This is a genomic window from Curvibacter lanceolatus ATCC 14669 (assembly GCF_000381265.1).
In the GTDB taxonomy this organism is placed as follows: domain Bacteria; phylum Pseudomonadota; class Gammaproteobacteria; order Burkholderiales; family Burkholderiaceae_C; genus Curvibacter; species Curvibacter lanceolatus.
The window spans coordinates 770329-794286 of record NZ_KB906253.1 but is presented as its reverse complement, the minus strand read 5'-3'; the positions used below and the strand labels follow the sequence as shown (position 1 = coordinate 794286).

23 protein-coding genes are annotated in these 23958 nt (G+C 65.8%); 8 read left to right on the top strand and 15 right to left on the bottom strand.

All coding sequences use genetic code 11. The annotated features are described in order from the left end of the window. Positions 1 to 524 precede the first annotated feature (524 nt). From F624_RS0103850 to F624_RS35680, 3 genes are all read left to right on the top strand, one after another. Complete coding sequence (locus F624_RS0103850) at positions 525 to 773, top strand: hypothetical protein (RefSeq protein WP_031253978.1); 249 nt, start codon at positions 525 to 527, stop codon at positions 771 to 773. Continuing rightward, complete coding sequence (locus F624_RS0103845; protein ID WP_031253977.1) at positions 770 to 1522, top strand: ATPase; 753 nt, start codon at positions 770 to 772, stop codon at positions 1520 to 1522. The genes F624_RS0103850 and F624_RS0103845 overlap by 4 nt, the downstream gene beginning before the upstream one ends. Positions 1523 to 1590: 68 nt before the next feature. Then, complete coding sequence (locus F624_RS35680; RefSeq protein WP_031253975.1) at positions 1591 to 1986, top strand: M48 metallopeptidase family protein; 396 nt, start codon at positions 1591 to 1593, stop codon at positions 1984 to 1986. 1 nt (position 1987) lies between these two features. Here the strand turns inward: F624_RS35680 and F624_RS0103835 are convergent, their stop codons facing one another. The 6 genes from F624_RS0103835 to F624_RS0103810 all read right to left on the bottom strand — a co-directional run bounded on the left by F624_RS0103835 (position 1988) and on the right by F624_RS0103810 (position 8546). After that, a complete protein-coding gene (locus F624_RS0103835; RefSeq protein WP_019572943.1) occupies positions 1988 to 2995 on the bottom strand; it encodes a fumarylacetoacetate hydrolase family protein in 1008 nt (335 codons plus the stop codon). A 40-nt stretch (positions 2996 to 3035) separates the two neighbouring features. After that, positions 3036 to 3851: an SDR family NAD(P)-dependent oxidoreductase gene (locus tag F624_RS0103830; protein ID WP_019572942.1), complete on the bottom strand. Its 816-nt coding sequence runs from the start codon at positions 3849 to 3851 to the stop codon at positions 3036 to 3038. A gap of 4 nt (positions 3852 to 3855) precedes the next feature. Then, the gene (locus F624_RS0103825) at positions 3856 to 4860 is read right to left on the bottom strand and encodes a Bug family tripartite tricarboxylate transporter substrate binding protein (RefSeq protein ID WP_019572941.1); all 1005 of its coding nucleotides are present in this window, start codon (positions 4858 to 4860) and stop codon (positions 3856 to 3858) included. 218 nt (positions 4861 to 5078) lie between these two features. Continuing rightward, positions 5079 to 5987 (bottom strand): helix-turn-helix domain-containing protein, encoded by a 909-nt coding sequence (locus F624_RS0103820; protein WP_019572940.1) that lies wholly within the window; start codon positions 5985 to 5987, stop codon positions 5079 to 5081. Between the two features lie 99 nt (positions 5988 to 6086). Beyond that, the gene (gene yjjJ / locus F624_RS0103815) at positions 6087 to 7451 is read right to left on the bottom strand and encodes a type II toxin-antitoxin system HipA family toxin YjjJ (RefSeq protein WP_019572939.1); all 1365 of its coding nucleotides are present in this window, start codon (positions 7449 to 7451) and stop codon (positions 6087 to 6089) included. Positions 7452 to 7526: 75 nt separating this feature from the next. Next, positions 7527 to 8546: a DNA-binding protein gene (locus F624_RS0103810; protein WP_019572938.1), complete on the bottom strand. Its 1020-nt coding sequence runs from the start codon at positions 8544 to 8546 to the stop codon at positions 7527 to 7529. A 108-nt stretch (positions 8547 to 8654) separates the two neighbouring features. On the opposite strand from F624_RS0103810, the gene F624_RS0103805 reads away from it, so the two are divergent. The 3 genes from F624_RS0103805 (at position 8655) to F624_RS0103795 (ending at position 11782) form a co-directional block, all read left to right on the top strand. Continuing rightward, positions 8655 to 9749, top strand: coding sequence for a site-specific integrase (locus tag F624_RS0103805; protein ID WP_019572937.1), 1095 nt, complete (start codon positions 8655 to 8657; stop codon positions 9747 to 9749). Between the two features lie 361 nt (positions 9750 to 10110). After that, positions 10111 to 10413 (top strand): helix-turn-helix domain-containing protein, encoded by a 303-nt coding sequence (locus F624_RS0103800; protein ID WP_019572936.1) that lies wholly within the window; start codon positions 10111 to 10113, stop codon positions 10411 to 10413. A gap of 10 nt (positions 10414 to 10423) precedes the next feature. Next, positions 10424 to 11782 (top strand): HipA domain-containing protein, encoded by a 1359-nt coding sequence (locus tag F624_RS0103795; RefSeq protein WP_019572935.1) that lies wholly within the window; start codon positions 10424 to 10426, stop codon positions 11780 to 11782. Between the two features lie 223 nt (positions 11783 to 12005). On the opposite strand, the gene F624_RS0103790 is transcribed toward F624_RS0103795, so the two are convergent. The 5 genes from F624_RS0103790 to F624_RS0103770 form a co-directional block, all read right to left on the bottom strand. Next, positions 12006 to 13007, bottom strand: a complete 1002-nt coding sequence (locus F624_RS0103790) for a Bug family tripartite tricarboxylate transporter substrate binding protein (protein WP_019572934.1) — start codon at positions 13005 to 13007, stop codon at positions 12006 to 12008. A gap of 126 nt (positions 13008 to 13133) precedes the next feature. Continuing rightward, on the bottom strand, positions 13134 to 14297 hold the full coding sequence (locus F624_RS0103785; protein WP_019572933.1) for a porin: 1164 nt from the start codon (positions 14295 to 14297) through the stop codon (positions 13134 to 13136). A gap of 114 nt (positions 14298 to 14411) precedes the next feature. After that, positions 14412 to 15347 (bottom strand): LysR family transcriptional regulator, encoded by a 936-nt coding sequence (locus tag F624_RS0103780; protein WP_019572932.1) that lies wholly within the window; start codon positions 15345 to 15347, stop codon positions 14412 to 14414. A 118-nt stretch (positions 15348 to 15465) separates the two neighbouring features. Next, entirely contained in the window at positions 15466 to 15813 is a 348-nt protein-coding gene (locus F624_RS0103775) for a RidA family protein (protein ID WP_019572931.1), read from the bottom strand. Between the two features lie 148 nt (positions 15814 to 15961). Further along, positions 15962 to 16891 carry a delta(1)-pyrroline-2-carboxylate reductase family protein gene (locus F624_RS0103770; protein WP_019572930.1) on the bottom strand — a complete coding sequence of 310 codons (930 nt, stop codon included), beginning with the start codon at positions 16889 to 16891 and terminating at the stop codon, positions 15962 to 15964. 263 nt (positions 16892 to 17154) lie between these two features. Here F624_RS0103770 and F624_RS0103765 point away from each other — a divergent pair, with 263 nt between their 5' ends. After that, entirely contained in the window at positions 17155 to 18909 is a 1755-nt protein-coding gene (locus F624_RS0103765) for a DUF1800 domain-containing protein (RefSeq protein WP_084679396.1), read from the top strand. Between the two features lie 12 nt (positions 18910 to 18921). Continuing rightward, positions 18922 to 20316, top strand: coding sequence for a DUF1501 domain-containing protein (locus tag F624_RS0103760; RefSeq protein WP_019572928.1), 1395 nt, complete (start codon positions 18922 to 18924; stop codon positions 20314 to 20316). 22 nt (positions 20317 to 20338) lie between these two features. Here the strand turns inward: F624_RS0103760 and F624_RS0103755 are convergent, their stop codons facing one another. The 4 genes from F624_RS0103755 to F624_RS0103740 form a co-directional block, all read right to left on the bottom strand. After that, positions 20339 to 20752 carry a phage holin family protein gene (locus tag F624_RS0103755; protein ID WP_019572927.1) on the bottom strand — a complete coding sequence of 138 codons (414 nt, stop codon included), beginning with the start codon at positions 20750 to 20752 and terminating at the stop codon, positions 20339 to 20341. Positions 20753 to 20838: 86 nt separating this feature from the next. After that, complete coding sequence (locus tag F624_RS0103750) at positions 20839 to 21288, bottom strand: CHRD domain-containing protein (protein ID WP_019572926.1); 450 nt, start codon at positions 21286 to 21288, stop codon at positions 20839 to 20841. Between the two features lie 124 nt (positions 21289 to 21412). After that, a complete protein-coding gene (gene gudD / locus F624_RS0103745) occupies positions 21413 to 22747 on the bottom strand; it encodes a glucarate dehydratase (RefSeq protein WP_019572925.1) in 1335 nt (444 codons plus the stop codon). Between the two features lie 122 nt (positions 22748 to 22869). Further along, the gene (locus tag F624_RS0103740) at positions 22870 to 23907 is read right to left on the bottom strand and encodes a LacI family DNA-binding transcriptional regulator (protein WP_019572924.1); all 1038 of its coding nucleotides are present in this window, start codon (positions 23905 to 23907) and stop codon (positions 22870 to 22872) included. Between the last annotated feature and the right edge of the window lie 51 nt (positions 23908 to 23958).

Sequence of the window (23958 nt, the reverse complement as noted above, 5' to 3'; positions counted from 1 at the left end):
ATTCAAGGCAAACGAGCCTTGAGCAGCACATACCCATATCGATTCCCGGCGCACAAGACCGACACGGCGAGGTCGACGCACATCTATTCGATAACGTCTCAACCGGCGTCCTTCGCGGTTTGCTTTGGAACTTTCTTGCTTGAATTTTGAGCATTTCTCCGATCTGGACGAACTTGCCGCGTGTCAGTCTCAACCACTGCCGCCGTCGTCCACAATCGCCGGTGACGTAAAAAAATCTGCGACGCCTCATGGCAATTAAGAAATCCGAGCTTTACTCTTCTCTCTGGTCATCGTGTGACGAACTGCGCGGTGGCATGGACGGCCGAGGCCCGCGGGATCAAGCAGGGCATGCTGCAGGAGTTGCTGACTGGCCGGATTCGTTTACTATGAATTTCGTAGCTGCTTGCGCTTGATAGATAAGCGCCAGAGGCCGTTTTGACCACAGACATTCGGTGTAGCGCCATCCGTTGCAGTGCATGTGCTGATTCTGGCTGGTATAAGTCTTACCCACCAAGGAGCACCCCATGAAGACCCCTTCTCCGATGAGCGAAGAATCCATGCAACGCATGGAAGCCCGCATTCCCGAGTTGGCCGGCAGTGCCGTCAAGCGGGCCTACTTGCAAGCGCTGACCATCAGCGGAAAGGTGATTGAGGCGCGTAACGGCCAGCTGATTGAAACGACTGCAGAGGGCACGGTGCGAGTGATTCGCTCCATTGCCAAGCCCGTTGCGGTGACGATGGGCACCAAACGGGTTCGGGCACGCCAGGCATGACGGCGCCCGTTCCGCGCCTGCGCATGTTCGCGGGGCCCAATGGCTCGGGCAAAAGCACCATCAAAGACATGCTGCCGCCGCAGTGGCTGGGTGTGTATGTCAACGCGGATGAGATCGAAAAAGCCATCCGCTCCGATGGGTACTTGAACTTGGCCGACTTTGAGGTTTTGGCCGGTGCGGCAGAGCTTCAAGCATTCCTCCAGGCGTCCACCTTGTTGGCAAAGGCGGGGCTGCTGCCACAAGCGCAGCAGTTGACGGTGGTGGATGGCAAGGTGGGTTTTGGCTCAGTCGTCGTCAATTCGTACTGGGCTTCGGTTCTGGCTGACTTCATCCGCCACAAGCTGCTGGCTGCGCAGGTCTCTTTCACGTTTGAAACTGTCATGTCGTCACCCGACAAGGTGGAGTTTTTGCACAAAGCCCAGCAGGCGGGTTATCGCACCTACCTGTACTTTGTGGCGACAGAAGACGCTGAAATCAATGTGGCCCGTGTGCAATACCGCGTAGAGACTGGTGGGCACCCGGTAGCAGAAGACAAGATTCGCAGCCGCTACGTGCGTTCGCTGGAGTTGTTGCCGCAGGCGGTTGCCTATGTCGACCGGGCATACATCTTCGACAACTCGGGATCAGAGCGCGTGTGGATCGCAGAGGTGACGGACGGAGTAGAAATTGAAATGAAGGCAGACGAGATGCCTGCGTGGTTCAAAACGGCGCTGTGGGACAAGTTTGAACCGGAAGATTCGGCGCCATGAACACCGAACAAAACGGCTTTGCAATAGAAGAACTGTGACTCGTATCCGTCATCGTCGATGACAAGGACTTGTTTAAGAAGGTGGAAAACGCCATTGCGGCGTACACCTCGGAAATTGACCACAGCGCGGGTGGCGCTGACCCCGAAGTGATGCTGAAAGATCGGCTGACACTGGACCGGGATCGGCTGGACAGTGCCCTGGAAGCCATGTTCTTGCTGTGCGAGCCAGTGCGGCCACCCAAGGGCGAGTTGGAGCACAGCCGCGCCATCCGCCTGAACACCGGTCTGGCCAAAAAACCACCGGAGTGCCTGGAGTACATCGTGGTGCATGAACTCGCGCACTTGATCGTGCCCAGCCACAACGCCCGGTTTGTGCCGGTGATGAATCTGTTCATGCCCAAGTGGCAGCACTATCGGGATGAGTTGAATAACCTGCCAGTCCGACATGAGGACTGGGATGATTGAACTACCCCACCACCCGCTGCTCAATCACCCCAAACGGCCCAGCCTGCCCCTCACCCTCTGGCCCAGGCCAGCGGGCTTCCATGCGCACGCGGTCGCCAAACTGCATGAAGGGGGTGCGGGGGGCGCCGTGGTCCAGCACCTCGATCACGCGGCGTTCGGCGATGCAGCTGGAGCCGGCCTCGCGTGCGCTGTTGGAGACGGTGCCCGAGCCGATGATCGTGCCGGCGCTCGGGCGGCGGGTGCGGGCGGCGTGGGCGATCAGTTGGTGAAAGCCGAAGTTCATCTCGCCGCCGTGGGGGTGGCCAAACCATTGGCCGTTCCAGTGCACCTGCAGGGGCAGCTGCACGCGGCCGTCGCGCCAGTGTTCGCCCAGTTCGTCGGGGGTGATGGCCACGGGGGCGAAGCTGCTGGAGGGCTTGGCCTGCAGAAAGCCGAAGCCGCTGCGCATTTCACGCGGGCCCAGGGCGCGCAGGCTCCAGTCGTTGATCTGCACCAGCAGGCGCACGTGGGCCAGGGCCTGTTCGGGTGGGGTGGCCATGGGCACGTCGTCGAGTACCACGCCAAACTCGCCTTCAAAGTCGATGCCATCGGCCTCGCTGGGCAGGGGCACGTCGGCCTGCGGGCCGAGAAAATCGTCACTGGCGCCCTGGTACATCACGGGGATGGTGTCGAAATCGGGGATGGGCGGGGTGTTGAAGGCGCGCTCCATGAGGCGGCCGTGGTTCAGAAAGGCGGAGGCATCGCACCACTGCGGGCTGCGCGGCAGCGGGGCCAGGAAGGCGGCGCCGGCCAGGCTGAAGGCGCCGGGGCATGGGCCCGTGTTGAGCGCGTCGTAGCGTTGTTGCAGGGCCGGGGCCACGGCGGCCCAGTGTTGCACGGCGTGCAGCAGGGTGGGGGCGATGTCGCTGGCGTCGGCGCCGTGTTGCAGGTTGCGCGAGACCAGGATCAGGCGGCCGTCGAGGTGGGTGTTCTGGCGAGCGTCGGGGTGGGTGAGGGTGGCGAATTTCATCGGTGGCTCCAGGCTGTGTTCGATCTGTGGGGTGACGGCTTCAGTTGCCGTCGGAGATGGTGGTGCCGCCATCGACGACCAGGTTCTGGCCGGTGATGAAAGCGCCCGCGGCGCTGGCCAGCAGCACGGCGAGGCCGGCCACCTCATGGGGTTCGCCGACACGGCGCAAGGGCGTCTGGGCCAGGCGCCGGCGCATGAAGTCGTCGTTGGCGAGCAGGCCGGCGGCCAGTGGGGTGCGTATCAGGCCGGGCGAGATGGCGTTCACCCGCACGCCGCGCGGGCCCCATTCGACGGCCAGGTTGCGGGCCAGTTGGGCCAGGGCGGCCTTGCTGAGCCCGTACAGGCCGATGTGGGCGTTGCCGCGCAGGCCGGCGATGCTGGCCATCAGCACGATGCTGCCCTGGCCGCTGGCGGCCATGCCGGGCAGCAGGCCGGCGCACAACTGGTGCACGCTTTTCAGGTTGAGGGCCATGACCTGGGCCCAGTCGGCATCGCTGACCTGGTGCAGCGGGCCGGCTGGGCCCTGCAGGCCGGCGTTGGCGACCAGCACCTGGGGCGGGCCGAAGGGGCCTGGCGCGGCCTCGATCAGGGCTTGCACCTGGGCGGGGTCTGACAGGTCGCAGGGCAGGGCGGCCGCGCTGTGCCCTGCGGCCACCAGGGCGCGGCAGAGTTCGTCACAGGCCGAGGCGTCGCGGTCGCTGACCAGCACCTGGGCGCGCTGGCGGGCCATGGCCCAGGCCAGGGCCTGGCCCAGCCCGCCGGTGGCGCCGGTGATCAGCACTGTGCGGCCGCTGAGGTCAAACAAATCGTTGAACCGGGCGGCAGGGGAGGCGTTCAGTGGGGTGGCCTGAGGCATGGGCTCAATCCAGCGTCACGCCCACGGCCTTGATGACCTGGCCCCAGCGCTCGGTTTCTGACTGGATGAAGCGGCTGAACTCGGCGGGGCTCTGGGGGGCCGGGGTGACGGCGAATTCGCCAAAGCGTTCCATCACCTCGGGCGACTGCACGGCCTTGACCACGGCGGCATGCAATTGCGCCACCACGGCGGGTGGGGTGCCCTGGCGCACGACCACACCCGTCCAGCCCGGGGCATTGAGCTTGCCCAGGCCCAGTTCGGCCAGGGTGGGCACCTGGGGCAGTTGGCGCAGGCGCTTGTCACTGCCCACCACGGCCAGGGCGCGCAGCTTGCCCTCGCGTACATAGGGCAGGCTGTTGGCGGCCACGTCCAGCATCAGGTCGATGTGGCCGCCCATCAAATCTTGCAGGGCCGGGGCGGCGCCCTTGTAGGCCACGTGCTCCAGGTTGCCGCCGGTTTCGCGGCGGTACATCTCCATCCAGATGTGAGGCTGGCTGCCGATGCCGAATGAGCCGTAATGCAGGGGCTTGTCGGTCTTGGCCGCCTGTTGCAGCTCGGCCAGCGATTTGATCGGGCTGTTGGCCGGCACGACCAGCACCAGGGCCGAGGTGAGCAGGCGGGTCAGCGGGGTGAAGTCTTTCTGTACGTCGTAGTTCAGGCGCGGGTAAAGGGCCGCGTTCATGGCAAAGGGGCCGATGTCGCCATAGAACAGGGTGTGGCCGTCGGCCGGCAATTGCTTGACGTAGGCGGCCGCGATCTGCCCGCCTGCGCCGGGCTTGTTCTCGACGATGACGGGTTGCTTGAGGCTCAGTGTGAGCTGCTGGGCCAGCACGCGCGACAGGGCATCGCCAAAGCCGCCGGCCGGGTAGGGCACCACCCAGGTGACGGCGCGGCTGGGCAGCCAGGCGCTGCTGGATGCGGTGGCGGCGGTGTTGCTGGCCTGCGACCAGGCGCTGGGGGCCAGGGCGCTGGCGATGGCAGAGAGAAGAAAGTGGCGTTTGCTGTTCACGGTTGTCCCCATGGGTTGGCTGCGGTGCGTGCTGCGGTAGGCCGCCCGGGCCGGGGCCGTGGGCCTGGCCGGGCGTGGTTTGATGCGCAGTGTGCTGCCGGGGAATGGCGCGAAATTGCGGGCGCTGTCGCTTTCTTGCGGTGTGGCGGGCTGGGCCGGGGCGGCTCAGCGCCTCCGCTCAGATCTGCTGCTCAGAGTCCCTGTTCAGGGGGCTGTGTTCAGTGCGCCCTGCGCAGGGCGCTCGGGGTCTGGCCCCAGTGGTTCAAAAAGCGCTTGCTGAAATGCGAGGCGGTGGCAAAGCCCAGCTCGATCGCGATGTCGGCAATGGGCTTGCGGCTGTGGCGCAGGCGCTCCAGGGCGCGTTCCATCTTGCATTGCAGCACGTAGCGGTGCGGCGTCAGGCCGGTGCTGAACTTGAAGCTGCGGCTGAAGTGGTAGGGGCTGAGTTGGCAGGCCTCGGCCATCTCTTGCAGGGTCACGGCGCGATGCAGATGCGCGTTCACCAGCTCGGCCACGGTTTGCAACTGGCGCCGGCTGAGCCCGCTGGGGCGCGGGGCCTGGCTGCCGGGGGCCCGGTAGTGCTCCAGCAGGTGCACGGCCACGCTCATGGCCATGCCATCGGCAAAGCGGGGCTGCAACGAGGAGTTGTCGGCCAGTGAGGTGATCAGGGTGCGGGTGATGTCGGCCAGCAGGCGGTCTTGCACGCCAAAGCAGCTGCGCAGCGCGTCGGGCCCCAGGGGGGCGCCATGAACCCGCTCCAGCCACTGGGGCGACAGATCCAGGTGCAGGTTGTCGCGCGGCAGCTCGGATTGCCAGTAGCTGGGGGTGTTGGCGGGCAGCACCAGCACCTCGCCCGTGCGCCATTCGGCGTCGGAGTTCAGCGTGCCGTGCTGCTGCAGCAGTCGTGTGGGCGGGCCGTTGCGCACGATGATGCAGTGCTTGCCAGCCGGGGGGATGTACAGGTCTGAGGCGTCGGCCACCTGGTGCCACACCGACAGCCCGTGCCAGGGCCGGCCTCGGCTGGATTGGCGGATCTGCTCATCGGGCACCGCCGCCAGGGGCTCGTCCAGGTAGGTCTGCTGGGCCTGGGACCAGCGGCGTTTGTCGAACGTGTGCAGGAGGGGCATGCTTTGTCTCGGCGCGTTTTTCTTTGAGCTTGCATTATTGGCGAGTTGCTGAAGGCCCGCCCGCTCGCAGGGCATGGCGCAACGCCTGGCGGCCTGGGTTCAGGCCAGGTGCGCGATGCGTGTGCGGGCCTGGGCCACATGGGCCTGCAGGGCCGCCAGGCAGGGGGCAAACGAGGCGCTCAAGGGCGCTTGGGCCAGGCGCAGTACAAAGGCTTCGGCCAGGGGCAGGGCCTGCTGCCAGGCCTGGGCGCTCACCTGGTCGGCGATGTGCAGGGCCAGAGGGCGTTGCGGCAGATCGCCCCCGGTGCCGGGGGCAAAGGCCATGGGGGTCATGTCATAGGCCGGGGCCAGGGTGTAGGGGCGGCCCGTGTCGGACATGAACGACAGGTTGCCGGCGTGCATGTCGGTGTTGCCGATCAGGGTGCCGAAGGCCCAGAGCAGGTCGGCGCCCTGCACCGCTGCGGCGGCGATCACCCGTTCGCGCGCCAGGGCGCGGGCCATGTCGGGCCAGCGGCCGGGTCGGCCGGCAAATTCGGCGTCCAGGGCGGCCAGCGAGAACAGGGCATGTCGGCCCCGGGCGCCGACCCGGTCAAAGCGCTGCACCTCCAAAAAGCGCTGGCCGCCGTGGTCGATCACCGTGGAGGCTGCGGCGGGCACGCCGTGTTCGCGCAGCACCTGCAGCGCCAGGTGCTCGGCCCACAGCAGGTCGCGCCAGCGCTGGCTGACGGCGCCCGGCACCGGGGCACTGAACTTGACGATGACGTGCGCAGCCCCGGCGGGGTTGGCCATCTCCGCATAGGCCGTGAATTTGGGTTGCTCGCCTGCCGCCGATGAGCCGGGCAGCTCGCCCTGGGCGGCGGCGGCCGCCAGTTCGGCGTAGCGCCGGGGCTTGTCGGCCAGGCCAATCGCCTGCGGGGTGGGCGCATTGATGAATTGCTGCAGCGCCTCGCTGCCCAGCAGCAGGTTGCCTGGCAGGTCACTGCCTTGCAGCAGCAGGGCCCGCAGCACGTCGGTGTCGGCCCAGTCGCTCAGGCGCTCGGGCAGGCCCAGGCGGGCACCGTGGCGCTGGTTGTAGGCGCGGCCCAGGTAGCCCTGGGGGCGCATGTCGTACACCCACCAGGGCAGGCCGTCGCTGAAGATGGCCGGCGCTTCTGGGGGCTGCATCACATAGGCGTTGGCGTGCACGGGTATCAATAGGCCCTGCGCTTGAACCTGGCCGGCATCGCTCACGCAGTACACCGGTGCCTGCAGTGTGGCCCTTGAGGCATCGCGCAGCACATATTGAATAGATCGGGCCGCCCCGATCTGCACCACCTCGTCGCCCAATGACTTCAGTGTGCGCGACACCGTGGGCTGGCTGGTCTGCAGGGCCTGCATCAACGATCGTGCCGTCTGCGCGCCGCGCAGCAGGCGCTGGCGGGCCTGGTCGATCAAGGGGGCCGTGGTGGCGGTGGTGGTGTTCACCTGTTGAAGACTAACGGATTTGAATGGATAAGTGAATAGATGTGTGAATAGATATTTATGTTTTTGACAGCCCCATCACGGGCGACGGCGCACGCGCACCCCACCGCCGCCCGGGCGTGCCGCCGAACGCAGGGTGGGGCGCTTGGCTTCTTTGGGGGCCGGGTGGGCTGCGCTGCTGGGCGCCTTTGCGCTGGCCGTGGCCGTCTTGAGTGAGGCGGCGGCCCATTGCTCGCGCAGCTGTTGCAGCTCGGTCTGTTGCTGGGCCAGCAGGTCCTGCGCCAGTTTCAGCTGGGCGTTGGCCACACCCAGGCCCTGCTGCAGCTCCACGGCCTGCTGCTGGGCCTGGACCAGGGCGGCCTGGTGGGCCTCGCGTTGCTCTTCCAGCAGTTTTTCCAGGCGTTGGCGGGTGGCGCGTTCGGCCTTGGCCTCCTGGCGGGCGCGGTCGATCTCCAGGGCGGCGCGGGCGGCGGCGCTGTCGGCGCGTTCCTCGGTTTTGCGGCGGTCGTCGTTCAGGGTTTTGAGTTCAGCCTGATGGCGGTCTTCGTCGGCGTGGCGGCGCTCGCGCAGCAGGCGCAGGTCTTCTTGCAGGCCCAGCAAGTGCTGGTGCTGGCCCTGGGCCTCCAGTTCGGCCTGTTCAAGCCTTTGGAGCAAGGCGGTGTTCTGGCTGCGGGCCTCGCTCAGGGCCTGGTCTTGGGCCTGCAGTCGGGCTTGCATCACGGCCTCGCGCTGGGCCAGGGCCTGCGCCCGCTCGGCCATGTCGGCTTCGCGTTGTTTCAAGGTCTCACGTTCGGCCTGCAAGGCGGTGTCGGCCAGCGACGAGGCTTCGGCCTGGGCCTTGGTCCACAGCGTTTCGGCGGCCTGCAGCAGCCAATCGGGCAACTGGTCGCCCCAGCCTTGGGACCCGGCCAGGCCGCGCACCCGTTTGCCCAGGCCGGCAAACCAGATCTCCAGCATGGGCGCGATCGTGTTGGGTGAGCCGTGGCCCAGGTGCAGCCGCACTTTTTCGATGGTGGGCCGCTGGCCCTGGGCCAGCAATTCGTCGGCCGCGACATCGACCTGGTGCTGTTGAACGCCACGGGAAGAACGGGTTTGCATGGGCAGGTTCCGGTGTTAAAGTAACCGTCGATAAATGATGTTTATCGTGATTAAATGCAATATGAAGTGTGTAATCATACTGTGTACGTGTGAATTTAAATAGATGGGATGCGCATGAACCTCACGCTCCGACAGGCCTCTGGTGCCCTCAAACCCAGTGAATTGAGCGCCCACAGCCAAAAAGCCGTGGATGAGCTGATCCACGAAGGTGACTCTGAAAACACCTTGCGCAGCTACCGGTCGGCGCTGCGCTATTGGGCGGCTTGGTTTCTGGTGCGCTATGGTCAGAAGATCGAGTTGCCGGTGCCGCCGAGCGCGGTGTTGCAGTTCATCGTCGACCACGCCCAGCGCACCACGGCCGATGGCCTGGCCCACGAACTGCCCGCGAGTCTGGATGCCGAGCTGGTGGCGGCCGGCTTCAAGGCCCGGCCGGGGCCCATGTCCCTGAACTGGATCGTGCACCGGGCGGCGGTGCTGTCGAAAACCCACCAGCTGGCCGGGGCCAGCAACCCCTGCGAAGACCCCCAGGTGCGGCAACTGCTGTCACGCACCCGGCGCGCCTTTGCCAAACGGGGTGAACTGCCCAACAAGAAAGACGCGCTGACCAAAGACCCTTTGCAGGCCTTGCTGGACACCTGCGACGACTCGCTCAAAGGCTGCCGCGACCGCGCCCTGCTGCTGTTTGCCTGGGCCAGCGGCGGGCGCCGCCGCTCCGAGGTGGCCGGGGCCGACATGAAGTTCTTGAAGCGAGCCGGCCCCCAGAACTATGTCTACAAGCTGGCCCATTCGAAATCAAACCAGAGCGGCGTGGACCGCCCCGAGAACTACAAGCCCATCCAGGGCGTGGCCGCACAGGCCCTGGAAACCTGGCTGGCCCAGGCGGGCATCAGCGAGGGGCCCATCTTCCGCCGGGTGCTCAAGGGCGGACACCTGGGCCCTGCCCTGTCACCGGCCGCCGTGCGCGACATCGTGAAGGCACGCTGCCTGTTGGCGGGCATCGAGGGCGATTTTTCAGCGCATTCGCTGCGTTCAGGCTTTGTGACCGAGGCCGGCGCCCAGGGCATCCCGTTGGCGCAGACCATGGCCATGACCAGCCACCGCAGCGTGGCCACCGTCATGGGCTACACCCGGCATGTGGGCGCTCAGGCCCAGGCGGCGGCCAACCTGATCCGGGAGCCGGCAGGCCCAGGGGCTGCCGATTGATGGCCATCCAGCCCCATACCAGGGGGCTTTCCGAGCCGGCTGTACCCGATTAAAGCTTGCGAGCGACCGCGGTGGTGGCTCGACTTGATCCAAACAGCCTCCTCGAAACCCAGTGCGATTCAGGCTTGCTCGGTCATCTGCTCAGTCTCCCATGGCGCAGTGCTGTTCTCGGACGGGCACCTGCGGCTCAGACAAAATTTCGGAAAATCAGAAAAATCTTCCAACCCTCTGTTCTGGATGTAACTGTTTCTGATTTTCCGAAATTTATCGGAGTAAGTCCCCGGAATCGTCTATTATTTCGGAATAACAGAAACAGCATGCTCGAAGCGTGATTGACCAGTTCATCAACTGAAACTCCGAAATGACCGACTCCGCAAGCCAGCGACCCAAGCGCCTGCAGTCAGCCCCTGATCTGGGCCCGGTCGTGCGCGAGCGTCGCAAGTCGCAATCGCTGCGCATCGATGATGCCGCCGCCCTGCTGGGCGTGTCTGTCGACCTCATGTCGCGACTGGAGAACGGCCAGGGGTCTGTGCGCCTGGACAAAGCGCTGGCGGTACTGGATGGCCTGGGCCTGGCGCTCATGGTGCTTCCCAAGGAACACCCCTGGGCACGCGAGGCAGCGGCGACGGGCGCCGCAAAACCCACCGACGAAAAGAAGGCGTGAGGCGTATGGCATGACGCACACACTGCAGGTCTGGGCCGAGGATGCAAAGGTCGCAGCCATCGAACACGAGGGACGCGATGACCGCTGGAGCCTGCGCTACGCCGAACCCTGGGTCGCAGATGCCCAGTCCTACCCGCTGTCTCCGCCCCTGCCGTTGGCTCGACCGGAGGCTGACGATGCTTCTCCTTCCATCAAGCGCTTCATTGAGCATCTGCTACCCGAAGGGCGTGCCCTGGATGTGGCGGGGGCGTACAACGGTCTGGCCAAGACCAACGTATTCGGCCTGATATGGGCCCTTGGCTCCGAGACGACAGGCGCCCTTCGATTCACCGGCGATGCCGCAGCCGCGCATCCTGAAGGTGAGCCCACGCTGCGAGAAATCCCCCTTCAGGAGCTCGACCAGCGCATCGCTGAGCGCGAGCACGTGCCCCTGACCGTGTGGGATGGCAAGGTGCGCATGTCGGTGGCCGGCCTGCAAGACAAGCTGCTGGTTTACCTCGACCGGCCCCTGCTCGACGGCGGGCGGCTATACCTCGTGGACGGGCAGCGCTTGGCGTCCACCCACATTCTCAAGCCCGACACCGCCACAACCCAGACGCCGCACTTGGCGGTCAACGAGCACTTCTGCATGTCGCTGGCCAGCCGCATGGGCCTACCCGCTGCGGAGGTGGACCTGTTGCGCACACCCCGGCCGGTGCTGGTGGTGCGGCGTTTCGACCGTGCAGTCGAGAACACCGGTGGCCAGCCACAGGTTCACCGCAGGCACATCGTTGACGCCTGCCAGGTCTGTGACCTGCCAGTGGCTTACAAGTACGAACGCAATCTGGGCGGTGGGGAGGCCGTGCGCCACATCCGCGACGGTGTGAGCTTCAAGCGCCTGTTCGGCTGCGCCGACCTGACCGCCAACAAGGCCGTGGCACGGCTGGCCATGCTGCGCTGGGCGCTCTTCCAGTTTTTGATTGGCAACAGCGACGCACACGGCAAGAACTTCTCATTCTTCGTCCGCCCGGGGGGGCTGCTGGAGCCCACTCCTTGGTATGACTTGGTGAGCGTCCTACAGTACGAGGGCTTCGACACCGAGCTGGCCATGGCCTACGGCGACGTCTTCAGCCACGCCGAAGTCTCGGCTTTTGCCCTGGCGGACTTCGCCGCACGCTGCGGCGTCGACCGACAGTTGATGCGCCGCGAGGGCAAGCGTCTGGCCACGCTGGCCGCAGCGCAAGCCGCGAAGCAGGCCCAGGCGCCCGAATACGAGGGCCAGGCCGAACGAGGCTTTGTGCAGAGCATTGCCGATTTCGTGGCCCGCCAAGCAGACAGGCTGACGCAGCTGGTGGCCGATGCGGCGCGCTGGAAGGACGAGGACCTCTAACAGGCTGCTGAAGAACTGGCGCATCGTGCATGGATCGGTGAGGCTGTAGGCCAACGCACGAGCTGGAGGGAAGAAGGATGCGAGGAGCCGACCACTGCAACGAGGCCTTGTTCAGCAAGGTAGAACCTGCAGCGTGCGAGGCTGCAGGTGCGCAAGCACCTGCTGTGCAACTGAGCCCCCGCGCGGCCCGCATCTTGGGAGGGCGGCCCGTTTGGGGCGTTCCTTAATCCAGCGACGAGCGCGTGTTGCGGATCACCTCGGCCATCACGCGCGACTCATCGGCGATGAACTTGTTGAAGGCCGCGCCTGGCAGGTTGAAGGGTTCGTAGCCGAAGGCGGTGAACTTCTCCAGCATGTCGGGTTCGGCCAGTGCTTTCTGCAGGTCGGCGCGCAGGCGGTCGACCAGGGGCTTGGGCAGGCCGGGCGGCGTGGCCAGGGTGGTCCAGCCGGTCACTTCGAGGTCTTTGGGGCCACCGGCTTCGGCCAGCGTGGGCACGTCGGGCAAGGCGCTCAGGCGCTTGCTGGCCACCACGGCCAGGTAGCGCAGCTTGCCGGCGCGGTACAGCGGGCCGGTGCTGCCGCTGGAGCCCAGCGCAAAAGACAGGTCGCCGTTGGCCACCGAGGTGTAGAGCTGGGTGGTTTCCTTGAAGATCAGGTGCTGCATCTCCACGCCCATGGCTGCGGCCAGCCGGGCCGAGCCCAGGTGCACCGGGTTGCCGACCGACCACGAGCCGTAGTTAAGCTGGCCGGGGCGGGCCTTGGCGTCGGCCAGCAGGTCCTTGATGTTTTTGTAGGGGCTGTTCGCGGCCACCGCCACCAGAAAATAGGCCTTGAACAGCGGCGCCAGGGGCTCGAAGTCGCGGGCCGGGTCATAGGGCAGCTTTTTCATCAGGTGCGGGTAGACGCTGAGGTGCACGTTGTCGAGCTGGATCAGGTCGTGGCCATCGGTGGCGCCACGCTTGAAGGCATCGATGGCGACAAAGCCGTTGCCGCCGGGTTTGTTCTCAACCAGCACGCCCTTGCCCCAGGCGCGCGAGAGTTTGTCGGCGACCAAACGGGCCACCCCCTCGGGGCCGCTGCCCACCGGGAACGGCGTGATGATGCGCACGGGGCGGTTCGGAAAATCCTGCGCGAGTGCAGCGCGGCTGAAGCTGCCCAGGCCGCAAGCGCCGGCAGCTGCGGCAATGAGTTGACGGCGTTGCAGGCCGGTTTGGAAGGTGGTCATGTTGTCTCCTGTGGCCAGACGCGGGCTGGCACTGAAAAAAAGGGTGCAAGGCCAGGCCCTGCACCCGTCAAGCCTGATGCTGAATCAGGTCCCCGGAGGAAGCTCCCGAAAGCGCGTGAGCGGGCTTCAGAAACGGTGCAGCACGCCAAGTTGCAGGCCGTTGATGCTGCGGCCATTGACATCGGTGCCGGCAAAGTTGGTGCCCAGTGCGGCCGAGCCGGCTGGCCGGAAGCCCGCAGCGCTGCTGTTGCGCAGGGTTTCGTACAGGGCCGACAAGGTGGTGCGCTTGGACAGCGCGTAATACGCGCCCACAGCGCCGCCGCTGGCGTTGTGGCCGGCACCCGATTGGTCATGGATGCGGCCCCAGAGTGCCCCCACACGCAACGTGTCGGTCACGCGGTAGTCGGCCGAGAGCTGGAAGAGGTCGTAGGTGCGGTTGACCGAGGTCGAGGTCCAGGTCACCACACCACCGGTGTTGCCGAGCACGCTGCCGGCATCGTTGCCATTGGCGTTCGATGCGATGTTGTTCGAGCGCACATAGGCCGCATACACCTTGCCCTTGCCATAGTCGTAGTTGGCATACAGGTAGTGGTAGAACACGGCGGCGTCGATCACCGATTTCTGGGGCGCTTTGGCGCTCAAGCCGGCGTAGCCCACGCGCACCGGGCCGTTGAGGTAGTCGGCTGCAAGCTGCACGATGGGTGTGGTGACTTGAGCGCTTGTGGTGCTGGCCTGTTGTTGGGCGAAGTGCGCCTCCACCTGCACGCCGGCCCAGCGCGGCGAGATGTAGGCGACATCGTTGTCGAAGCGGGCCGGTACGCCGAAGTTGTTGATCACCGAGCCCAGGGTGCGGGCTGTGAAGTCGGTGTAGTCGCCCCGGGTGAAGGCGGCCGAATTTTGTCGCCCGATGCGCAACTCGCCCAGCCCTTCCTGCGACAGGCCGACCCAGCTCTGGCGGTCGAAGGCGCGGTTGGCGTCTGCCGTGGCGCCGGTGTTGGTGCTCAGGCCCAGTTCGAGCTGAAAGCGGGCCTGCAGGCCGGCGCCCAGGTCTTCGTTGCCGCGGAAGCCCAGGCGGCTGCGCAAATCCTTGCCGTCTTGCAGCGCGTTGATGCGGGCGCCGCTGGAGCTGCTCATGTGGTTGAAGTACTGATCGATGCTGCCGTAGATGCTGACGCTGCTGCTTTGGGCGTGGGCGCCGGCGGCGGCCAGGGCCAGTGTGCCCAGTGCAAGGCCGCGGGCCACGGCGTGGACGTGGGTGGACCGGTGTGGAAGGGCGGTGGTCTTTTTCAAGTCTGTCTCCTGTTGAACCTTGGCTAATCCGGAAAAGCGGCTTGGCTGCTTCTCTGGGGCCGGAGTTTGCGCAAGGTCAAACAGGCTGCAAAGATGCCGCTGTGGGCATCGTGATCACGCGAGGTTATAGCGGGGGTCGGACAAGGGCGTGTCACCCCGGTTCACGTGGTAGGCCGCCCGGTGCAGGTGGGCGATCAGGTTGCGCAGCACGGGCGAAGGCACCGAGTCGCTGCGCAGAATGGCACCCACTTCCAGCTCGTAGCCCACCTCGGCCAGCTCGATGATGGAAACGAACTGGGCCACGATGGGCAGGCGGGCGATCTGGATCGGCATCAGGGCCACGTAGTCGCCTGAGGCCACCAGCGACAGCAGCGCCAGTGTCGAGTTGACGATGGCGCCGATCTTGGGCGCGGCCAGGCCGTGGTGCTCGAAGAACAGCTTGGCATAGCCCGATTCGCTGTTCGAGCCGGTGTACACCCAACGGGCCGATTGCAGGTCGGCCAGCTCCTTGGCCTTGAGCCAGGGGCTGCCCTTGCGCACGGTGGCCACCATGGTGGTCTTGAGCAGGGGTTCGACAAAGAACTCGCCGGTGGCCAGGTCGTCGGGAATGCCGCCGATGGTGATGTCGACCTCCCCCGAGCGCAGCTTGTGCAACTGGGCCACGTACAGCTCTTCGGCCACGCGCAGTCGGATGTCGGGGAACTCCTGCACAAAGGTGCGCAGGGTTTCGGGCACCAGCAGCATCACGGCCAGGGGCACCGCGCCCACGCGCAGCTCGCCGATCAGGCGGCCGTCCATCTGGTTGATCTCGTCGACCGCTGAGCGCAGCTCGCGTTGGGCTTTCACGGCACGCTCATACAGCACCTTGCCCTGGGCCGTGGGGGTGACGCCGCGTGAGCTGCGGGTGAGCAAGGTGGTGGCGAGCTCGATCTCGAGTTCGCGGATCATCTTGGTGAGGGCCGGCTGCGAGACACCCGCGCGCCGGGCAGCACTGCGCAGGCTGCCCTCTTCAATGGCCGCCACCAAGGCATTGAGCGTGATCAGTTTCATGCGGTGTCTCCTGGGGTTCTCGTACTGACAAATTGATACGCATCACTTTATCAATTACCCCAGGTTATCGCCGATGGTGTTTTGTGATCACTTCGGGGGGCTCATCGCCCGTGCCGGATCAGGGCAAGGCGGCGGTGACCACCATTTCGATGCGCCAACCCGGGCGGGCCAGTGCGGCTTGCACGGTGGCGCGCGGCGGGGCGTTGCCGGCCGCTACCCAGGCGTCCCAGACGGCGTTCATGCCGGCAAAGTCGTTCAGGTCGGGCAGGAAGATCTGAGCCATCAGGATGCGGCTCTTGTCGGTGCCGGCACGCTCCAGCAGGGCGTCCACGGCGGCCAGCACCTGGGCGGTCTGGCCCTGGATGTCGAGGCTGGCGTCTTCGGGCACCTGGCCGGCCAGGTACACGGTGCCGTTGTGGATGGCCATTTCGGACAGGCGGGCGCCGACGTCAAAACGTTGAATCATGAAAAAAATCCTTGCGATGCGGGTGGTGTGTTGGGGATGTCACCCCAGTCGGGCCGGTTGCCGCACCGTGCGGCGGGCCATGCGCAGACCCGCCAAGCATACGGCTTGCCGAGGGCTCTCTTCGCCAAGTGCAAGTGGGGGCGTTACATCAGTTCAGGTTCATGACGCAGCGCGCCGCCGCCAGGTCCCAGCCAGCCCAGCCGCAGCTCTTGAAGAACACCGGGCCCTGCGGCCGCTGCGCCCTGCCCGACCAGGCAGGCCGGCCCTGAACCAGGTCGGCCAGGGTGGGCAAGTGCGCCACCTCGATGCCCGCCTGCAACAGGTCGCCGGCCTCGTGGTCGGCGTCGCGGGTGTCCACCAGCACGGTGCCCTCGGTGGCCAGGCGGCGGCAGATGTCGGCTTGCCATTCGACCATGCGCGGGGTGAACGCCCCGACCGCCGCCACAAAGGCATCCGGCCGTGGCATGGCGTTCATCACCACCTGTTGGGCCGGGGTGCAACTGACCACCAGGGGGCAATGGGCCAGGGCTTCATTTGGGTCGGTCGCGTGGTGCGCCCTCAGGCCTAGGGTCTGGGCGTGGGCCATCAGGGCACGGGCGCTGCGCTCGCTGCGGGAGTTGACCCAGACCTCTTTCACGCCCAGGCCGGCATGGAAGGCCTCCAGATGGGCCTGGCCTTGCACACCGGCGCCCACGATCAGCAATGGGCCCAGGCGGTTCGGGGCCAATTTCTGCGCGGCCAGCAGAGACACGGCGGCGGTGCGGCGTGCTGTGACGGTGGGCCCGTCGAGCAGTGCCAGGCGGCGCCCATTGACGCAGTCGAACACCACGATGTCGCCCTGAATGGCGGGCAGGCCTCGCAAGGGGTTGCCCGCCACAAAGGTGATGAGCTTGGTGATCGCCAGGCGGGCGTCGCAGGCCGGCATGACGAACAGCGAAGCACCGGCCGGTAGCGGCTGGACGATGCGGGGCGGCACCTGCACCGATAGGTCTTGCAGCAAGGCTTCGATGCTCGCTGCAAGGGCGGGATAGGGCAAAGCCTGGGCCGTGGTGGCGGGGTCGAGCAGCAGGTCAGACATGCGTTGTTGTGCGCAGTGAAGGGCGCGGGCTGTTAGCAAAGATGCACATCTTGTTCCTCAGTCGGACGCAATTCACCGGATGTGATGGTTTGAGATACAAGCAGAAACATTAATACCGGAACTGTGTCCTGTTTGTATCAGGGCTTGAGGCATGATCCAGCCGACTGCCGGTCGTTAATGAGTTTGACAGACCATTTGTGACCTCCGTACCCAGTTGCGCTGGCCATGGGAGCCGGGGCCGCAACCAAGCTACAAGGAACGCCATGCCCGTGTCCCATCCTGATGCGCTGAAAGGCCCTGAGCAGGTGCCGAAGCTGAATTTTTCAGAGTCTTCAGGGCCTGCCGAGGGCGGGGTTTCACAAGGCGCTCAGGCGCTGGCGGGATTGGCCTTGCTGGGCAGCCTGGCGGCTTGCGGCGGTGGTGAAAGCACTGACACCGCACTGAGTGCTCGAGTGGCTGTGGAACCCCTGGCCACACAGGCACCGCCAACGGTGGCTGAAGCCGGGCGTTTTCTGACCCAGGCCACCCCGGGCTACTCGGCGGCGGACCTGTCTGCGGTGGTCGCCATGGGTTACACCGCTTGGTTGAACAAGCAGTTTGCGCTGGCGCGCAGCCAGAGCCATTGCGACTGGTTGAATGCCCATGGTTACAACGCCGCCAGCAACATCTTCAGCACGGCGGGCCTGGACAACACGATCTGGCGCAAGCTGATCAGCTCGGGCGACCCCTTGCGCCAACGCATGGTGCTGGCCTTGTCCGAGATCTGCGTGGTGTCGGTATTGGGCGTGAATTCCTCATGGCGCCAGTACGCCGTGGCGCATTACCTGGACCTGCTGGAGGCCAATGCCTTCGGCAACTACCGCAAGCTGTTGCAGGACATCTCACTGAGCCCCGCGATGGGCTCGTACCTGACTTTTCGGGGCAGTGCCAAAGCCAACCCCAAGACAGGCAGCGAGCCCGATGAAAACTATGCTCGCGAGTTGATGCAGCTGTTCACCATTGGCCTGGTGCAATTGAATGCCGATGGCAGCGTCAAGACCCACGCCAACGGAACGGCGCTTGAGACCTACACCCAGGCCGATGTGAGCGGTCTGGCCCGGGTGTTCACTGGCTGGAACGTCGATGTGACGGGCCTGACCACCCCCTACCCCGCCGATTTTCAGCAGCGGCCCATGGTGTCGGTGGCCTCGCAATACGAAACCGGCAGCAAGACCTTTCTGGGCAAGACCATCGCGGCCGGGACGCCGGCCATGGACGCCTTGAACCAGGCCCTGGACACCTTGTTCCAGCACCCGAACCTGCCACCGTTCATCAGCCGGCAATTGATCCAGCGCCTGGTCACGAGCAACCCCAGCCCCGCCTATGTGGCCCGGGTGAGTGCGGTGTTCGCCAACAATGGTGCGGGCGTGCGCGGCGACCTGCAGGCGGTGCTCAAGGCCATCTTGCTGGACACCGAGGCGCGCAGCGCCACCACCGCAGCCCAGCCCACGTACGGCAAATTGCGGGAGCCGGTGATGCGCTTTCTGGCCTGGGCTCGGGCTTACCGGGCCAGCTCTGCCACAGGCACCTGGGCCGTGGGTGACCTGTCCGACCCTGCCACCCGCCTTGGCCAGAGCCCGATGCGCTCGGGATCGGTGTTCAATTTCTTCCGGCCCGGCTACGTGCCCCCCGGCACGGCACTGGCCAGCCAAGGTTTGGTGGGGCCTGAGTTTCAGATGGCCAACGAATCGTCGGTGGCCGGTTACGTCAATTACATGCAGCGCATGGTGACCGGCAGCGGAGCGGGCGATCTGACCCCCGATTACAGCAGCCTGCTGCGATTGGCCGCCGATGCCGCAGCGCTGGTGGCCGAAATCAACCGGGTGCTGGCCGGTGGGCAGCTGTCGGCGCAGACCCTGAGCCTGATTCAGGCGGCGGTCACCACCCTGCCCTCCAGCAACCAGCCGAATGCCCTCAGGCGCATCCAGGCGGCCCTGACCTTGGTGCTGGCATCCCCTGAATTCATTGTGCAGAAATAAGGCAGGACGGCCATGAACCACTTCTCCAACGTTGCGCCTGACAACGCATCGCGCCGGGCCTTTCTGCAGCGCGGGGCGGCTTTGTCTGTGGCCGCGGGGGCCACGCCTTTCGCCGTGAGCCTGGCTGCCATGGGCGAGGCTGCCGCTGCCACGGCCACCGATTACAAGGCGCTGGTCTGCGTGTTTCTGTACGGCGGCAACGACTATGCCAACACCTTGGTCACCTACGACCCGGCCAGCTACAACGCCATGTTGCAGTTCAGGGCGCCACTGGCGATTGCGCGTGACAGCCTGACCCCGCTGGTGCTCAACCCCACCACGCCCCTGCCCGGCGGGCGGCAGTACGCACTGGCCCCAGGGCTGGATCCGCTGCTGCCCCTTTTCAATGCCGGGCAGATGTCGGTGTTGCTCAATGTGGGCAGCCTGGTCCAGCCCACCACCAAGGCCCAGTATCAGGCCGGCTCGGTGCCCCTGCCGCCCAAGCTGTTCTCGCACAACGATCAGCAGTCGTTCTGGCAATCGTCGTCGCCTGAGGGGGCAGCGTCGGGTTGGGGTGGGCGGCTGGGCGACCTGTTTGCCTCGGGCAACGGCAATGCCACCTTCACCTGCATCGGCGTCGGGGGCAATGCGGTGTACCTGTCAGGCCACAGTGCGGTGCAGTACCAGGTCTCCAGCAGTGGCTCGGTGGCGGTGAATGGTGTGCAGTCGCCCTTGTTCGGGTCTGCCACCTGTTCGCGCGCCTTGCAGCAATTGATGACGGCCAACCGGGTTCACCTGTTTGAGAACGAATACGCCCGGGTGGCATCGCGCTCCATCGCGGCCAACAGCCAATTGAGCAGTGCGTTGACGGGCGTCACGCTGGCCACGCCTTTTCCGACTGGCAACAGCCTGGCCGATCAGCTCAAGCTGGTGGCGCGCATGGTGGCGGCACGCTCCAGCCTCGGCGCGAAGCGTCAAGTGTTCTTCGTCTCCATGGGGGGCTTTGACACCCACGATGGCTTGGTGACCCAGCACCCCGGTCTGATGAAGACGCTGGGCGAAGCGCTGGGGGCTTTCCATCAGGCCACGGTGGAGTTGGGTGTGTCCAGACAGGTCACGGCCTTCACCGCCTCGGATTTCGGCCGCACGCTGGTGGGCAACAACGACGGCAGCGACCATGGCTGGGGCAGCATGCACTTTGTGGTGGGCGACGCCGTGAATGGGCGTTCATTTGTGGGCACACCGCCCGTGGTGGCCAACGGCGGGCCGGATGATGTCGGTCAGGGGCGGTTGTTGCCCAGTCTGTCGGTGGACCAATATGGCGCCACCCTGGCCAACTGGTTTGGCGTGTCGGCCACCGACCTGGCCAGCGTGATGCCCCATCTCGCGAACTACAGCACACGCAATCTCGGCTTCATGGCGGCCTGAGCCGGCCCGATCCGATAGCGCGTCACAGCCACTGGCCGGTGCCCGGGGCGGGCATGGGCACGGGGGCTTGCCACGACCAATCACCGCCTGCCAGCACCATGCTCAGCAGGAAGCTGAGCACACCGATGAACATGCTGGCAAAGAAGGCGGTCCAGAAGCCCGAGAGCTGAAAGCCCTTCACCAGGGCGGACACCAGCATCAGCATCAAGGCGTTGAGCACCAGCACGAAAATGCCCAGTGTGAGCACCGTGAGCGGCAGGGTCAGCACGAACAGCAGCGGGCGCAACACGGCATTGGCAAAACCCAGCAGCAGCGCCGCCACGACCAATGAGCCGGTATCGGCAAAGCGCAGGCCTTTGAACACATGGCTGGCCACCCACAGCGAAAGTGAGGTGATGGCCCATTGGATGAAGAAACTGGGCAGCGAGTCGAGCATGGCAGGGTTCCGGGTCAAGACGAATGTCCATCATACGCAGCCCTGTCGCTTTCGGCCGCCTCACGCGGCCGATCAGCTTGCCCGGTTCAGCGCACGCTGATCTGGGCGCGCACTTCGCCACCCTTGTTGGCGGCGGTGTGCACGTTGGCGTACCACTTGCCTGCCAGCAGGTCGGTGGCCTGGGCCGGTGTCAGGGTGGCGCTGCCTTCGATGGGGCTGGTATTGCCCGCAAACGGGATCACCACGCCGGCATTGCTGCCGGGCGCGGCCGGGCCGTGGAAGTGGGCCGCAGTGGCAGGGCCACTGAGGCCCGTGAAGCTGACCTTCCAGCTCAACACCTGGGTGCTCTTGTCGAAGCGGGCCTCGACGGTGCCGGAGCCGGCGGTGTTCACAGGGGGCACTTCGCTGGCACCGCTGAGGTTGCCGCCCAACACCACGGTGTTGCTGTTGCCTGTGGAAAGCGCGCTGCAACCTGCGAGCGCGAGGGTCAGTCCGGCAGCCAGGGCGGCGATTTTCAGCAGTTGACGGGTTTGCATGGTGGGTCTCCAGAAGGGTTGAGGCCGTTGGGCCCACGGAAACTGCGCAGGCCTGCAACAAACAGTTGCAATCTAGCACGGCGCTGCAACCCCTGGGCCCCAGGGGTTGCTAGGGTTTGAAGGCTCAGCGGTCGAGTGCCGGGCGCTTGGGGTTGAATTGCCAGCCCGGGATCAGGTATTGCATGGCCATGGCGTCGTCGCGCGAGCCCAGCCCGTGCTGCAGGTACAGCTGATGGGCCTTTTCGACCTCGACCATGTCGAGCTCCACGCCCAGCCCCGGCCTTTGCGGCACCTGCACCTTGCCGTCCACGATCTGCAAGGGGTCGCGGGTGAGGCGCTGGCCGTCCTGCCAGATCCAGTGGGTGTCGATGGCAGTGACCTTGCCGGGCGCGGCGGCGCCCACATGGGTGAACATGGCCAGTGACACATCAAAGTGGTTGTTGGAGTGTGAGCCCCAGGTCAGACCCCAGTCACGGCAGGTCTGGGCCACCCGCACGCTGCCGGCCATGGTCCAGAAATGGGGGTCGGCCAGCGGGATGTCGACCGATTGCAGGGCCAGGGCATGGCTCAGCTGGCGCCAATCGGTGGCGATCATGTTGGTGGCGGTGGGCAGGCCGGTGGCGCGGCGGAACTCGGCCATCACCTCGCGCCCCGAGAAGCCATCTTCAGCGCCGCAAGGGTCTTCAGCATAGGCCACCACGCCCCGCGTGTCGCGCATCAGGCGGATGGCATCCTTGAGCAGCCAGCCGCCGTTCGGGTCCAGCGTGACACGGGCCTGTGGGAAGCGCTCATGCAGGGCGCGCACGGCCTCGATCTCTTCATCGCCGCGCAGCACGCCGCCCTTGAGCTTGAAATCGTTGAAACCATAGCGCTCGCGGGCCGCCTCGGCCAGGCGCACGATGGCCTCGGGGGTGAGGGCTTTTTCGTGGCGCAGGCGCGACCAGGCATCGGCTGCGCCCGGCTCGCTCTGGTAGGGCAGATCGGTCTGGGTGCGGTCACCCACGTAGAACAGGTAGCCCAGCATCTCGACCTCTTGCCGTTGCTGGCCTTCGCCCAGCAAGGCGGCGACTGGCACGCCCAGGTGTTGTCCGAGCAGGTCAAGCAGGGCCGACTCGATGGCGGTGACGGCATGGATGGTGGTGCGCAGGTCAAAGGTCTGCAGGCCGCGGCCACCGCTGTCACGGTCGGCAAAACGTTGCTGAACCTCTTGCAGCACGCGTTGTTGCGAGCCCAGGGCCTGGCCGACCACCAGCTCACGTGCGTCTTCCAGGGTCTGACGGATCTTCTCGCCGCCGGGCACCTCACCCACACCGGTGCGGCCCGCACTGTCGGTCAGGATCAGCAGGTTGCGGGTGAAGAATGGGCCATGAGCGCCGCTCAGATTGAGCAGCATGCTGTCGCGCCCGGCCACGGGGATGACGCGCAGTTCGGTGATGGTGGGGGTGGAGTGGAGGGGCATGGTGGGGTCTGGTGATTGGAGGGATGCAGCGCTGCCTGATGTTGTTTGGTAGCGCTACCATTTTTGAATGATAACGCTGTCATTTGCACTCTGCAAGCGCTGGCCCTGTACAGCTGGAGTCGTCAGGTGCTGCTGCGTTCGATCAAAGTGAAGCCGATATCGACCACCGGCAGGGCCACGTCGCGGCCCTCGGCACGATCCATGATGAAGCGCGCTGCCTGCCGCCCCATGGCCGCGCCGTCGATCTGGACGGTGCTGAGCGCAGGCTCGAGGTCAGCCGCGAAATCCAGATCGCCGAAACCCATCACCGCCAGTTGGCCCGGCACGGCCCTGCCCAGCGCTCGGGCCTCGGTCAGCACGCCCAGGGCCAGCAGGTCGGAACTGCAGAACACCGCGTCCACCGCAGGTGCCTCTTGCAGCAGTTGGCGCAGGGCCAGTCGCCCGCTCTTGAGGGAGGTGGGTGCAGGGACCACCCGCACCTGAATCGGCGGCAGGCCGAATGCGAGGGCAGCCTGACCAAAGGCGTGCTGGCGCCGTTGTGAGCGTGGGTCGTCGCCGGCCACAATGGCCCAGCGCTTGAAACCCCTGGCGAGAAAGAACTCTGCCACCGAGCGCCCTACCCCTTCGTGCGAAAACCCGACCAGCATGTCGATGGGCTGTTCGCTGAGGTCCCAGGTCTCGACCACCGGGATGCCGGCGGCCTGCAGCCGTTGGCGGGTCTGCTCAGAATGCAAGGTGCCGGTCAGCACCATGCCATCGGGCCGGCGTCCGATCAGGGCTTCGAGCATCAGGTCTTCGCCGGTTCGTGGGTCGATATAGCCAGTCTGGCCCAGCATCAACTGGTAGCCGTGCTCGGCGAGGGCCTGGGTGAGGGACTGTACGGTCTGCAGGAAAACAGGCCCCGCCATGGTGGGCACCAGCGCGGCGACCAGGCGGCTGCGGGTGGAGGCCAGGCCGCCGGCCAGGCGGTTGGGCACATAGCCCAGGGCCTGCACGGCCTCGGTGACCCGCTGCAGCACATCGACCGAGACCTTGTCGGGGGAATTGAGTGCGCGCGATGCGGTGATGGGGGCGACGCCCGCCTTTTGGGCCACCTCGTGCAGTGTGACCGCGCCACTGCCGCGGCGTGTGCGCTTGGACGGGCTGGGGGCGATGCTCATCGCCCGGATTCTAGTCAGCCCGGCTCAACGGTGCGGCCAGAGGGGGCCGCT